9 protein-coding genes and 4 pseudogenes are annotated in these 13,460 nt (G+C 57.9%); 7 read left to right on the forward strand and 6 right to left on the reverse strand.

Translation table 11 applies throughout. The features are described 5' to 3' along the window. The first annotated feature begins 66 nt into the window (after window positions 1–66). The 5 genes from ACRWA7_RS05905 (at window position 67) to ACRWA7_RS05925 (ending at window position 5,971) form a co-directional block, all read left to right on the forward strand. Window positions 67–939 carry an HpcH/HpaI aldolase/citrate lyase family protein gene (locus ACRWA7_RS05905; protein ID WP_438390462.1) on the forward strand — a complete coding sequence of 291 codons (873 nt, stop codon included), beginning with the start codon at window positions 67–69 and terminating at the stop codon, window positions 937–939. Between the two features lie 69 nt (window positions 940–1,008). Continuing rightward, a complete protein-coding gene (locus ACRWA7_RS05910) occupies window positions 1,009–2,214 on the forward strand; it encodes a CaiB/BaiF CoA transferase family protein (protein WP_060819345.1) in 1,206 nt (401 codons plus the stop codon). Window positions 2,215–2,266: 52 nt separating this feature from the next. Further along, window positions 2,267–3,145 carry an amidohydrolase family protein gene (locus ACRWA7_RS05915; RefSeq protein ID WP_060819662.1) on the forward strand — a complete coding sequence of 293 codons (879 nt, stop codon included), beginning with the start codon at window positions 2,267–2,269 and terminating at the stop codon, window positions 3,143–3,145. Window positions 3,146–3,202: 57 nt separating this feature from the next. Then, complete coding sequence (locus tag ACRWA7_RS05920) at window positions 3,203–4,567, forward strand: short-chain fatty acid transporter (protein ID WP_438390463.1); 1,365 nt, start codon at window positions 3,203–3,205, stop codon at window positions 4,565–4,567. A 48-nt stretch (window positions 4,568–4,615) separates the two neighbouring features. Further along, entirely contained in the window at window positions 4,616–5,971 is a 1,356-nt protein-coding gene (locus tag ACRWA7_RS05925) for a 2-hydroxycarboxylate transporter family protein (protein WP_438390464.1), read from the forward strand. Between the two features lie 974 nt (window positions 5,972–6,945). Here the strand turns inward: ACRWA7_RS05925 and ACRWA7_RS05930 are convergent. From ACRWA7_RS05930 to ACRWA7_RS05945, 4 genes and pseudogenes are all read right to left on the reverse strand, one after another. Then, entirely contained in the window at window positions 6,946–7,242 is a 297-nt protein-coding gene (locus tag ACRWA7_RS05930; protein WP_438390465.1) for a hypothetical protein, read from the reverse strand. Between the two features lie 62 nt (window positions 7,243–7,304). Continuing rightward, window positions 7,305–8,264 (reverse strand): chemotaxis protein, encoded by a 960-nt coding sequence (locus ACRWA7_RS05935; RefSeq protein WP_438390466.1) that lies wholly within the window; start codon window positions 8,262–8,264, stop codon window positions 7,305–7,307. Window positions 8,265–8,337: 73 nt separating this feature from the next. Beyond that, on the reverse strand, window positions 8,338–9,900 hold the full coding sequence (locus ACRWA7_RS05940; protein ID WP_438390467.1) for a methyl-accepting chemotaxis protein: 1,563 nt from the start codon (window positions 9,898–9,900) through the stop codon (window positions 8,338–8,340). Between the two features lie 322 nt (window positions 9,901–10,222). Beyond that, window positions 10,223–10,635: pseudogene (locus tag ACRWA7_RS05945) on the reverse strand (hypothetical protein); the annotation flags it as partial. A gap of 38 nt (window positions 10,636–10,673) precedes the next feature. Here ACRWA7_RS05945 and ACRWA7_RS05950 point away from each other — a divergent pair. Next, window positions 10,674–11,427, forward strand: a pseudogene (locus ACRWA7_RS05950) (transposase); the annotation flags it as partial. Between the two features lie 176 nt (window positions 11,428–11,603). On the opposite strand, the pseudogene ACRWA7_RS05955 reads toward ACRWA7_RS05950, so the two are convergent. Together ACRWA7_RS05955 and ACRWA7_RS05960 are read right to left on the reverse strand one after the other, a co-directional pair. Next, a pseudogene (locus tag ACRWA7_RS05955) lies at window positions 11,604–11,971 on the reverse strand (DUF4406 domain-containing protein). After that, window positions 11,968–12,568, reverse strand: a pseudogene (locus ACRWA7_RS05960) (NUDIX domain-containing protein). Before ACRWA7_RS05960 ends, ACRWA7_RS05955 begins: the two co-directional pseudogenes overlap by 4 nt. Before the next feature lie 77 nt (window positions 12,569–12,645). Between ACRWA7_RS05960 and ACRWA7_RS05965 the strand changes: the two are divergent. Next, the gene (locus ACRWA7_RS05965; RefSeq protein ID WP_438390468.1) at window positions 12,646–13,401 is read left to right on the forward strand and encodes a DeoR/GlpR family DNA-binding transcription regulator; all 756 of its coding nucleotides are present in this window, start codon (window positions 12,646–12,648) and stop codon (window positions 13,399–13,401) included. Window positions 13,402–13,460 lie beyond the last annotated feature (59 nt).

The raw sequence follows: 13,460 nt of genomic DNA on the forward strand, positions 1-13,460 counted from the left end.
ATAGTTTATCTAAATCCAGCCGAGGCCTAGACTGACGTTCAGCAAACAAATCCGGAAAGCGCAGCCATGAGAAGCAAACTGTTCGTGCCGGCCTCGCGCCCCGAGTTGTTCACCAAGGCATTCGCGGGCGCCGCCGATGCCTTGTCTTTCGACCTGGAAGATTCCGTCGCCGCCGAGCGAAAACCCCAAGCTCGCGCGGAACTGCGCGAACTGCTGCGCTCAGATCTGATCGCCGAAAAGCAGAAGGTGCTGATCGTGCGCGTCAACGCACTCGACACGCCGCATTTCACCGAAGATATCGACGCCGTCGCACAACGTGGCCTCGACCTGATCAATCTGCCGAAACCCGAATCCGCCGCCGATGTGCACGCCGCCGTAGCCGTACTCGAACGTGCTGAAGCAGACAATGGCGTAACCACGCCGATCCGGCTGCTGCTCAACATCGAATCGCCGAAAGCGTTTCGTCTCGCGGCCGAACTCGCTGCTGCGCATCCGCGCGTCGCGGGTTTGCAACTCGGTCTTGGCGACCTGTTCGAGCCGCTCGGCATCGCCCGGCGCGAACAGGCTGCGATCCAGCAGGCCATGTTCACGCTGCGTGTCGCGGCCGGCGAAGCGGGCGTATTCGCATACGACTCGGCTTTTGCCAACATCAAGGACGAAGCGGGTTTTCGTGCCGAGGCGCAACTTGCGAAGTCGCTGGGTTTTCTCGGCAAGAGTTGTATTCACCCGAGCCAGATCGTCCTTGCAAACGAAGTCTTCCGCCCGTCCGACGATGAGATCGCCCACGCGCTGCGTGTTGTCGAAGCGGCCCGCGAAGCCGATGCAAACGGGATAGGCGCGTATGTGGTTGACGGCAAGATGATCGATCCGCCATTCGTCGAACGGGCGCGTGCGCTTGTGCGCGACGCCACCCGCCTCGGGCTGCTGGACGGCCGTTGAACTTCCGCCAGGCGGCCGGTGCCAGCGCGCCACCCGCTTGATCCCAGTCCGATATCGATGGAGCACATCATGGAACGTCCGTCCCACCCCACCGAAAGCAGTGCAACGGGTCCGCTGGCAGGGATTCGCGTGCTGGACCTGAGCGCGTATATTGCCGGTCCATACGGCTGCACGCTGCTTGCCGACCAGGGCGCTGACGTCATCAAGATCGAGCCGCCCACCGGTGACAACCTGCGCAAATATCCGTCCACGCTCGAAGCCGAGAGCCGCGCTTTTCTCGGCGTGAATCGAGGCAAGCGCGGTCTTGTGCTGGATCTGAAACAGCGTGAAGCCCTCGATGTGCTGATGCAGCTCGTCAAGACCGCCGACGTGCTCGTTCATAACTTCCGGCCCAGCGTACCAGCGCGCCTGGGCATTGCTTACGAACAGCTTCGCGAGGTCAACCCGCGCCTGATCTATTGCGCGGTCACGGGTTATGGCGAAACGGGTCCGAACAAGGACAAGGCCGGCTACGACCAGGTACTGCAGACCATGAGCGGCATGTGCACCCTGCAAGGCAAGCGTGACGGGCCGCCGGAGATCATCTACGGTTCGGTCGTCGACTATTACGCCGCGGCGCTGGTTGCGGCGGGCGTCTCATCCGCGTTGTTCGAACGCGAGCGCAACGGCGCGGGACAGTATGTTGGCGTATCCCTCCTGCGCAGCGCGCTCACCATGCAGTCCGCACGGATGATCTGGGCCGAAGGTGAACCGAAGGATGTGGGCCGTGACATGCGTTCAGGCGGCATCACGGGCATTCATCCGACCCGCGAAGGCTACTTGTATATATCCGCGAACACGCCGCATTTTTGGCAGGCACTATGTGAAAAGACGGGTCTCGGCGCGCTCGCAAGCAACGAGCGTTACGACTCTGTTCGCAAACGCGCGCTGCATCGCGATGAGATCGTGTCGCAACTTCGCGCGGCGCTTGCGGCGCGCAGTGCGCTCGAATGGGAAGCGCTGTTCGGCGACGCCGTGCCATGCTCGGCTGCGCGCAGCATCGAAGATATGTTCGATGACCCGCAGGTGCTTGCAGAAGACATGATCACGAACTACGAATATCCGGGCGTGGGGCATTACCGTGGTTTCCGTCAGCCAATCCGGTTCGGCGACTCCGCGGGCCCTGCCCCAATTGCTGCGCCCGCATTCGGGCAGCACTCGGACGCCGTGCTGCGGGACGCCGGCTGGAGCGACGACGAGATCGTCAACCTGCGAGCGAAACGCGCGGTGCTGTAAACAAGCATTCGATGGCGCGTGAATGCGGCGCGAATACAAAACGGAGACGACGATGAGCACGCAACAGTGCAATGACAACGACCCGCTGCCACGGAGCCAGGCGCCGGCAGATGCGTGCGATTCGCACATGCACATCTACGACCGCCGCTTCCTCGCGGACAATGCAAGTGGGGCCAACTTCCCCGAGCACGCGACTGTCACGGACTACATCGCCGTGCAGCACAGGACCGGCACGCAGCGCACGGTGGTCGTCACGCCGCGCAATTTCGGCACCGACAACAGCGTCACGCTCGACGCAATTCAGCAACTCGGCCGTGACCGGACGCGCGGCGTCGCGGTGCTGACACCTGACGTCACGGATCAGCAACTCGCCGCGCTTCATGACGGCGGAATTCGCGGCATCCGCTTCACGCTATACACCCCTGCGCACGCGGCCGTCACGTTCGAGATGGTCGAGCCGCTCGCGCAACGCATCGCGGAGCTCGGCTGGCACGTGCAATTGCATTGGACCGCGGCTCAGATCGTCGAACACCAGGCGATGCTCGCGCGCCTGCCTTCAACGATCGTGTTCGATCATCTCGCGCGTCTTCCCATGCCCGATGGCACGTCGCATCCGGCGTTCGACATCGTGCACGATCTGGCGGATTCCGGCCGCGTCTGGGTCAAGCTATCCGGACCCTATCTCGACTCGGCCGCTGGCATCGAAAAGGACTATGCGGACATCGCATCGACCGCGCACGCCTGGATCAATGCGTTGCCTGAGCGGCTCGTGTGGGGCAGCGACTGGCCGCACTCGACGGAGTCACGCAAGCCCGACGACGTGCGGCTCTTTGATCTGCTCGGCGTCTGGACCGGTGACGACGCAATTCGCGACCGCATCCTGGTGGAAAACGCCGCAGCGCTGTACGACTTTTCCGGCCCGGCCGCCTGAGACCCCACACAAAAGCGTGCACAGAACGCGCTACCAACAAGATTTCGGAGACATTCGATGAAACCCGCGGCCACTCCCTCAACGGTGCACAAGACCCGCTTTACCGAAGCAACCATCCGTTTTTTCGAACGGACCATTCCCGACCCGTTCGTTCTTGCCATCCTGATCACCGTCGTGGTCGCCGTGCTGTCGGCCGCGTTCGCGCCGCATCCGTCGGCTTCGCATTTGATCGGCGGCTGGTACAAGGGCTTTTTCGACATCCTCACCTTCGCTTTCCAGATCACGCTCATCCTTGTGACTGGCCATGCGTTCGCGCACGCGCCGCTCGTGCAGCGCATGTTCAGGACGCTGGTATCGATTGCGCGCACGCCCGTGCAAGCGGCGGCGCTGACGTTCGTACTCGTTGCCATTGCGTCGTTCTGCAACTGGGGCCTGGGTCTCGTTGTGAGCGCAATGCTCGCGCGCGAAGTGGCCAAGCGCATGCGGGTGGACTTCGCATGGATCGTGGCGGCCGGGTTCTCGGGATGGGTCGTGTGGGCCAGCGGCATTTCCAGCTCGATCGCGCTTGCACAATCCACGCCGGGCAGCTCAATGAACGTCGTGCAGAAGCTGACCGGACAGGTGCTGCCGTTCAGCACCACGGTATTCACGAGCTTCAACCTCGTGCCGACGATTATCATGCTGATCGCCATGCCATTCGTGTTCGCGTGGCTCAAGCCGTCCGATGAAGACGCGGTCGTGCTCGATACCGAAAAACATCCCGATGCGCCGGGCCGGGAACGTCCGGCCGGCAAGCTTAGTTTCGCGCGCTGGATCGAATATTCGTGGCTTGGAAGCGCCTTCATTGGCGCAGCGGGGATTGCGTTCCTGATCATTGCGCGCATTGAAAATCTGCCGTTTTCAGGCGTGAATGCGGTGATTTTCGTGATGTTCATCGGCGGCGTGATCCTGCATGGTTATCCGCTCGCCTACGCGGACGCCGTCAAGAACGCGGCGAAGCAAACCGGTTCGATGATGCTTCAGTACCCGTTGTACGGCGGGATCATGGGAATGATGGACGCGACCGGATTGCCGGACGTGATATCGCATTTCTTCATCGCCATCTCGAATGCACATACGCTGCCGTTCTGGAGCTATGTGTGCTCGGTGATCGTCACGTTCTTCATTCCGAGCGGCGGCGGTCACTGGGCCGTACAGGGGCCGTTCGTGGTGCCTGCCGCGATCGCGCTGCACGCGTCGGTACCCGCGACCACGATGGCCGTTGCCATGGGCGAACAGGTTTCCAACATGCTGCAGCCGTTCTGGGCCGCTCCCGTCGTCGCAATGGCGGGCATCGGAGTGCAACGCGTGCTTGGCTTCACCGTGATGACCTTCGTGGTGGGAGCGCTCGTATATGGCGCTGCGTTGCTGCTGCTTGTTTGACGGTCAGTGCCGTACCCGCCCGCGCCGGACACGAACGGAGACAATTCAATGAAAGCAGTCACGACGCACGATGCAACGCCCGCGACGGATTCACCGCCCCGTCGTGCAACATTGAAGGATCGCTGGTGGGCGATATTCGATGTACGCATAGGCTCATTGCCGGTGCCGGTCTACTTCGTGCTGCTCGCGGTGCTGGCGGCGATGACCCTGCGCGGCAAGCTGGCTTCCGACCTGCCGACCGGCGTTGCGCTCGTCGCGGTCGGCGGCTTCACGTGCGCGGAACTCGCGAAGCGGATTCCCTGGATTCGCCATATTGGCGCCACGTCGATCTTCGCGGCCTTCATTCCATCGATGCTCGTGTACTACAAGCTGATGCCGGCGCCGATCGTCAAAGCCGTCACTGACTTTACCAAGACATCAAATTTCCTCTATCTGTTCATAGCCGCGATCATTGTCGGCAGCGTGCTCAGCATGGACCGCGCGACCTTGATCAAGGGCTTCGTGCGCATCTTCATTCCGGTCGCGGCGGGTTCCGTTGCAGCTGCATGCGTTGGCACCGGGGTGGGCGTCGCGCTCGGCATGGACCTTCGGCACGCGCTGTTCATGGTCGTCGTCCCCATCATGGCGGGCGGCGTTGGCGAAGGTGCATTGCCGTTGTCGGCGGGCTATGCGCAGATCATGGGTGTCGATCAGGGGCCGCTGTTTGCGCAGGCGCTGTCCGCCGTGATGGTCGGCAATATTGCTGCGATCTGTTGCGCGGGCCTGTTGAACTATCTTGGCACGCGCAAGCCGCGTTGGACCGGCAATGGCCAGCTGACTGTCGCGACCCATACTGACGACGAAGCGATCCACAACGCGCCGCAGTCGTTCGAATTCGATGTGAGTTCGGTCGCTGCCGCCGGTGCGACAGCCATTGCGCTCTATTTGCTTGGCGTGCTCAGTCATCAACTATTCGACTGGCCGGCGCCGGTCGTCATGCTGATCCTGGTGGTTGCGGCGCAGCTGTTCCAGGTCGTGTCGCCGCGCGTTCGCGGTGGCGCGCGCTTCATGTATGGATTCTTCTCGACCGCTGTCACTTATCCGTTGATGTTCGCAATCAGCGTCGCAATGACGCCATGGGGTGAAATCGTGACGGCATTCCATTGGGTCAACATCGTCACTGCGGTTTCAACCGTCCTGACGCTCGTCGTGACCGGCTTTGTTGTCGGGAAGCTGGTCGGCATGTATCCGATCGAGGCCGCGATCGTCAACGCGACGCATAGCGGCTTGGGAGGCACGGGCGATGTGGCGATTCTGACCGCCGCCAACCGGATGGAACTCATGCCCTTTGCGCAGATTGCAACCCGTATTGGCGGTGCCGTCACGGTGATGCTGGCGCTAGCGGCATTCGCGCTGATTCACTGACTTTTGATCGGCGCCACTGCCGTGATTAGCATCGTCCTTTCTAGTTTTTAATAATCGGAAATAAAAAAACGCGGCCCGAAAGCCGCGTGAAGAAAGATGAAAAAGACACCCTTGTCAGAGGGTAGCTCATTTTAAAAGTTAAGCCCGCTGCCAGCCATATTCGGCATCCGGAAGAATGAATTGCGTTAATCGACAGGGAACTTATTGGCGAATTTTCATTCGCGCAAAAAACCCGCAGAGCCTTATGGCAAAAGGCTTTCAATCGACGTCGTGTGAGTGCAACAGTTCTCTCCGCTTACCGGTGCAACCTTACGATGCGCAGAATGATTTCTTCTTTGTTTACCCGCACTTAATTTTCGATGCTTTCGCTATTCTCAATTCAGGAATGCATTATTGCTTGAGACAAAGATAAAGATTTGGAATGCCGGAATACGCTGCGCAGCGAGTCGTCAATAAAACATTGGCTATCACTCGAATACGATTCTTCTTGCACGGAAGGTTTGGGAGTGAAGCGATGCATGGCTATCAATTTATGTGGTTGGATACCACGTTAATGACAAAAATTGTTTTAAATTCAGGTCCATTTCGTTTTGGAAACGCAAGCGGCACTTCAGTGACATTGTGGAAAAGTCGTCACGTACGACTCCTGGCGATCACTCGAGCATTCCGATTTTCGTATTGTTAGAAACTTGAAGTGCTGCTTGTGCAGCACTTGCGGTTAAGGTACTTAAATCGGCCCTAGCGATAATTGATCGCTAGACTTTACCCACTTCCGGCTCATGTTTTGGCGATGACGACCCTTGCGATAAGCATTGAACTAAGCCACGAACAAAGCGATCAAGATTTCGAGTTGAGTACCGCCGGGTATTGTGACGTGTACGAAATCCCTTGGCTAAGCTCTCGTCGCGCTTGAATGCTATTAAGAAGAATAACCTTAACTCAATCCATGATGGCGGGAAGGCCAGGTGGCGCCCTCACTTCGAAAGGCACCACCCTTTGGCGCCGCGCCCATCAATGGACTTATCAAAACCTCCGTCGAACACCCACTTCCACGTGGGTCTCACGAAGCCCGAATCGGGGTTCTCTTCCCGCTCGTCGATCACCATGGCAACTTGTTGCGCGTCGACAAAAAAAATCTCCTTGCCAACAAACATGTTGTACAGCGGGACCTTCGAGTCGACCATGAACAGCTTGATGATTTGACCGTTTTCGAGCTTGTGGAAAGAGGTCGCCCCAACTGTGTTCGGGAAGTGGATGGGCGTTTTTGGCATGACGCTCCCTGCATTGCGTGCATGTGAAAATGATCGAAGCGAACCTCAAGAACACGCTTTGACTACGCGCACTCGGCTAACGCGTTCCGCATAACCCCTGCAAGCTCCGCGGCAACGAACTTGGAAACATACGCGGTCGCGCCGACCTTGCGCACATGTTCCTCGTTGGCCGATCCGGAAAGCGATGAATGGATAACCACCGGAATGGACGCCAGCAAGGGCTCGGCCTTGATCCGCCGCGTCAACGTAAAACCGTCCATCTCCGGCATCTCCAGATCCGTGAGTACCATCGCAATCTGGTCCTGCACGCTCGCGCCGCCCCCTTCCGCCTGCCGCCTTAGCTTGTCCAGCACGTCCCACGCTTCCTGACCCGTTTTGGTCATGATAAAAGGCACGCCCATCGCGACAAGACTCTGTTCGATGAGACTCCGGGCAACCGCCGAATCGTCAGCGGCCAGCACCTTCGAGCCTGGCCTCAGTTTCAGCCTTCCCACACTCGCGGATGTAATCTCCGCCGACGCCGTCGGCAACACGTCCCGCAAAATCTGTTCGACGTCCAGCACCTGGGCCAGTCGCGAGCCGCTCGTGTTCCCGTCCAGGCGCGCGATGCTCGTCACTGTCTTGCCACTCGAGTGCGCCTCCGCCGAAAGCACCTGATTCCATTCGAGCCTCACGATGTCATCGACTTCTTCGACTGCGAAGCCTTGGGTTGTGCGCGCAAACTCGGTGACAAGGAGGATGCGCCGGCTGGCGCCTGGACGGCAACCCGTGACCTTGGCTAAATCAATTACCGGAATAATCTGCCCACGAATGTCGGCCACTCCCAAAATCATGTCGCTGCCGCCCGCGACCTCGGTAATAGCCGGCATTTCAAGAATCTCGCGGACCTTGAAGACGTTGATGCCATACAACTCCCTTTGCCCAGTGCCGGGTGCCTCTCCAACCTTGAACAGGAGAAGCTCAAAGCGATTGTTTCCTGCGAGTTGAGCGCGTTGGTCAATATCGAGCTGCGAGTTGTGCATTGAGAACCTCTGTCTTCGAATGTGTTTTTAGTTGGCCAGCCGGTGCACGTCGCGACCGTCGCCCGGTCATGAATTAGTGGAAGAACGCGATGGCCTGGTTGAGTTTCTGCCCTTGGCCGTCGAGCGATTGGGCCGCTGCGGCGGCTTCCTCCACAAGTGCGGCATTCTGTTGTGTAACCGCGTCCATCTGGTTGATTGCGTCATTGACCTGCTCAATGCCCCTGCTCTGCTCGGACGAAGCCGCGGCAATCTCGCCCATGATGTCGGTCACCCGGCTCACCGCATGCGTCACTTCGGCCATGGTTTTCCCGGCGTCGTTCGCGAGGGTGGAACCCGCCTCTATTTTCACGACCGACGCCGTAATCAGATCCTTGATCTCTTTCGCCGCGCTCGACGAACGCTGCGCGAGCGTTCTGACTTCCCCGGCAACGACTGCGAAACCTCGACCTTGTTCACCTGCACGGGCCGCCTCGACCGCCGCGTTCAACGCGAGTATGTTGGTCTGGAAAGCAATACCTTCGATGATGCTGGTGATTTCCGATATCTTCGAAGAACTGGCGCTGATGTCGCTCATTGTCTGGACAACTTCTCCCACGACCTTGTTACCCTTCAGCGCGACTTCAGACGCGCTCTCCGCAAGCGAGCTTGCCTGCTGCGCGTTCTCCGCGTTCTGCTTGACCGTGGATGTCAGCTCTTCCATGCTCGAGGCGGTTTGTTGAAGTGCTGAAGCCTGCTGTTCGGTTCTCGATGACAAATCGATATTACCCGCAGCAATCTGACCTGATCCGGTTGCGATACTGTCTGCAGCGGACCGCACTTCGCCGATCATGCTGACAAGGCTGCCCTGCATGGCGTGCATGGAGGACAGTACGCTTCCGTCAGCCGCCTGGAGGACGCCGCCAATCGCACTCAGGTCTCCTTTTGCCACGCGCTGCGCAATGCCGGCAAGCGCACCCGGCTCCGCGCCAAGCGAACGCAGGATACTTCGCGTAATCATCGCGCCCGCAAAGATCGCAATAGTCAAGGTAACCAGGGACAAGGCGATGAGCAGGTAGCGCTGATGCTGGAATCGCATCTGCGCTTCGTCCACCATTTCAACCGCGCGTGCGTGGGTCGCGTCGGTATAGGCGTTGGTCGCGCGCTTCAACTCGGCAAGCAGCGGCCGGCATTTATTGTTGATGTCCGCGATCGCGCGATCACGTTCGCCTGCTAATGCACGCCGCACGATCTCCAGTGCGATGGGGCGGTAAAGCGCTTCAATGCGAGGGATTTCACCCGCCAATTCGCGCGCGCGTGGACTCATGTCGCTCGCGTTGGCTACCATTGCATTGAACTCGATAAGTCGTGACTCAATCGATTTTTCCGCCTCCATCACGGCGTCATGCTCCAGGCCAGCATCGGAGGACGACGTAACCAGAACCAGGTTGCGCACTGCTTCCGCACGGTCATCGACTGCTGCGCGAATCCGTGTTGCCAGTTCGGCCCGGGCATTGACCCCCTTCACAAAACCATCAAAGCGGGCGTTGGCGTCGTTGAGATCCTTGAGACCGACAACGGAAATGATTAAAACGATCACGCTTAGTGAACCGAACGAAAGTGCGAGTTTCGTTTTCACGTTCAAAGGTCTTTTATCCATAATTTTTGTCCAGTCAGATCTGCCTGCGAGCTTGAAACTTAGCGGGAACGCAAAAATACAATGGGGTTGTTCTTTGGCTTAATGCTTTATCGACACCGCGTCCGCTTACTGAACATCTGTGTAAGGAAATAGCGAGGGAGGTAGGGAAAAACCGGGGTCAAAGGGTCGCGGCTAGCGTCACCGGTAATTCGTACAACACGCGCGCATGGAGGAGACGGATTCTTGCGCTGCAATCGCTGGGGTGAAGCGTGCGGATAATGCGTTTTTATAACGCTGAAAAAGGGAACTCGGCAGCTCTAAAGGTCGGTCACTCGCTCAAGGCTTAAACAAAAGTTAAACAGAAACTATGACCGTCACTTAGTACTATAGCCGTAGATATGGCGGAGGCACGCCACCGCGTCGTCGGTAATGACACTGCTGGGCGCGGTACTAATGTCGTCGCCGCCACATTGACCACGACATCACATGGTTGATGGAGTGGGGCGTTCGCCATATCAGTCGACAGAGCAGCCGGCGGATCTCCTGAACGCTGAATGGCAGTGAACCTTCAACTGTTTTTTTGGCCTGTGCCCTCAGGGCAGCAAGCACCGCATGCGCTAACAATGCCAGCGTGATGTGACGGTACCAACCCTGCCAGCGCCGCACCTCATATTGATCGAGGCCGCATTCGCCCTTGGCGGCCTCGAATCCGCCCTCGATTTCCCATCGCCTGCCGGCGACGTTGACCAGCGTCTCGCGGGTAGCTTTGGTGTAGGGTGCGTAGACGACGTAAAAGACAGACATCGCTCACAGATCCGGATGCCCGTTCGATGAAGACGCGGGGAACCGGAGTTGTCGGCTACAACGTCCAGACCGCGGTGACACGAAGCACCATCTGATCGTCGCGCATCTCGTGACTAATGACGGCATTGATCGTGATCAGTTGACGTCGATGGCGAAGCTTGCTCGTGCAGAGATGGGCGTGGATAAGCTCACCGCAGTTGCAGATCGCGGCTACTACAAGAGCGAGGAGATACTCGCGTGTCATGACGCAGGAATAACTGTGGTCGTCCCGAAAACGGTGACATCGAGCGCAACGGCTGATGGTCGGTTCGGCAAGGAAGACTTTATCTACAACCGCAAGACGAACGAATACCAATGCCCGGCAGGCGAGCGACTCATCTGGCGATTCTCGACTGTTGAGCGCGGCCTGAAGATAAGTAAATACTGGACTTCGAATTGCCAGCAATGTTCACTAAAGGGGATTGCACTCCAGGCCTTCAACGTCGCGTGGCACGCTGGGAACACGAAGATCTCCTCGACGAGATGCAGGCGCGAGTTGATCATGCGCCCGAGATGATGCGCATCCGGCGACAGACTGTTGAGCATCCGTTCGGGACGATCAAGGCATGGATGGGCGCAAACCATTTCCTGACACGGACCATTGAGCGGGTAAGCACGGAAATGAGTTTGCACGTGCTGGCCTACAACATGAAGCGAGTGATTAAGCTACTCGGTTCAGAAGCGTTGATAAACGCGATGCGGGCGTGGGGCATGTTGCCAGTGCAGCGCCTTCACAGGACATCCTCTGTGATTTGGTGCTCCGATCACCGAAATCGAAGTCAGACCTACGTCGTGCAAACGTTCCGTCCTCGGTGGCTCAGCGTTTTGACACGCTCTGAGCCAGGAACGGACCTTCGACATCCAACAGAAATCGTTGACACTTACTGAGTGCATATTGGGATTTGCTCAAGACCCCAATAAACGCGTTTCCCCAACTCTCGCGCTAACCTTACGTCTGCATCAGCTCCTGTTGATATGCCTTCAATACGAAACACTGCGTCACACTGCTCGATTAGCCGAATCGCCACTGGATATAGGAATTCCTCGCTAATTGCATCGCCGATTACTTCCGAACCGGCAATCGCCGCTAAAGGAAGCGCAACCCATTCCCCAACCATCGGCATATGTCCTCGTTGATAGATCTGCAATCCGTTTCTTCCAGCCGCCTGAGGTTTGACGCAATGCGTGCGGGATCGCCCTGCGTTCCACTGCGATAGGGGCCTGCGATAAGGATGAGTTGAGCGTTCATCTTGTTTGTTGCCCGGTGAGTTGGCGTAACGCAAGATGCTGCAAAAAGCATGATGGTCTTCCCGTCCACAATTTCACCACGATCCACGGCCGCTAGTGCGTCGTCCAGCGCGAGTTCTAACACTTCGAGGTCTTCGCCTTCGGCTTCGACCCCGCCGCCATTTCCAACGCGTGCCGTCGCATCATATTCAGCGATGAAGAAGTAAAGCTTCTCAGTCACCGACCCGGGACTCATGAAAGCCTCGAATATTTTCCGTACGTCGTGTATGCGATAACCCGTTTCTTCCTCGACCTCGGCACGAATACGCACCTCCGGCGACGCGTTGTCAAGCAGGCCGGCGGCGGCTTCTATCATCATTCCATCATGGCCGTTCACGAACGCAGGTAACCTGAATTGGCGAGTCAATATGACCGTCTGTCGCGTACGATTGAACAGCAGGATAGTCGCACCGTTGCCGCGATCGTACGTTTCTCGACTTTGCCGCTGCCACGTGCCGTCGTGCCGCAGGAAATCAAATGTTGTCTTCTTCAGGACGTACCAGTCGTTGGATAGCACGGTCGTATCGATGATGCGCACACGGTCTTGCGTTGCAGTCATAGAGCCTCGCCATACGAAAACGACACATTCATGATATCGTGCGGTTTCGTGTAATATCAAGAAAAAACGTGCAAATCATGTTGACTATTCAACGCAAGAAGACAATTCTTGAATGGCTGGCCCGGGACGGGCAAGTGCTGGCGGGTCCGTTGTCCGAAAACTTCGGTGTTTCGGAAGACACGATACGACGAGATCTGCGGGAAATGGCTGCGGAAGGATTGTTGCAACGTGTTCACGGAGGAGCACTACCTGCCTCGTCTGCCGTTGCTGCATTCGCAGAAAGACGAGCGTTGGAGTCATCCGGCAAACGGGCGATTGGAATCGCTGCGGCATCCATGATCGGGCCGGGCCAGATCGTTATCATTGACGGAGGAACCACTTCTGCCGAGTTGGTGAAACATATCCCTCACACGTTGACGGCAACTGTCGTTACGCATAGTCCGACAGTCGCCGTCACGCTGGCCGACCATCCTTCAATTGAAGTGATCGTGATTGGCGGCAAGCTATACAAGCATTCGATCGTGAACGTCGGCGCCGCCGCCATCGAGGCTATGTCGCATATCAATGCCGACATTTACTTTATGGGCGTGACCGGCGTTCACCCGACGGCGGGTCTCAGTACGGGCGATCTTGAAGAGGCGTATGTGAAACGTGCGCTTGCAGCACGGTCGGCCGAGACAGTCGTCTTGGCGTCGATGGACAAACTTAATTCGGCGTCGGCATATGCGATAGGCAATTTGACGCTTGCGCAGACAATAGTTGTCGAAGGATTAAATGACCCTGTGCTGACTGCAGCACTGGAGGTTGCCAGTGTGTGTATTGTTCACGCGTGACCTTAACCGAGGCGCGGCTAGTCCATTGCGTCATTGATTTAGCACCCCATATGTGTTCA

It is taken from the genome of Caballeronia sp. DA-9, from assembly GCF_051615025.1.
Classification (GTDB): domain Bacteria; phylum Pseudomonadota; class Gammaproteobacteria; order Burkholderiales; family Burkholderiaceae; genus Caballeronia; species Caballeronia sordidicola.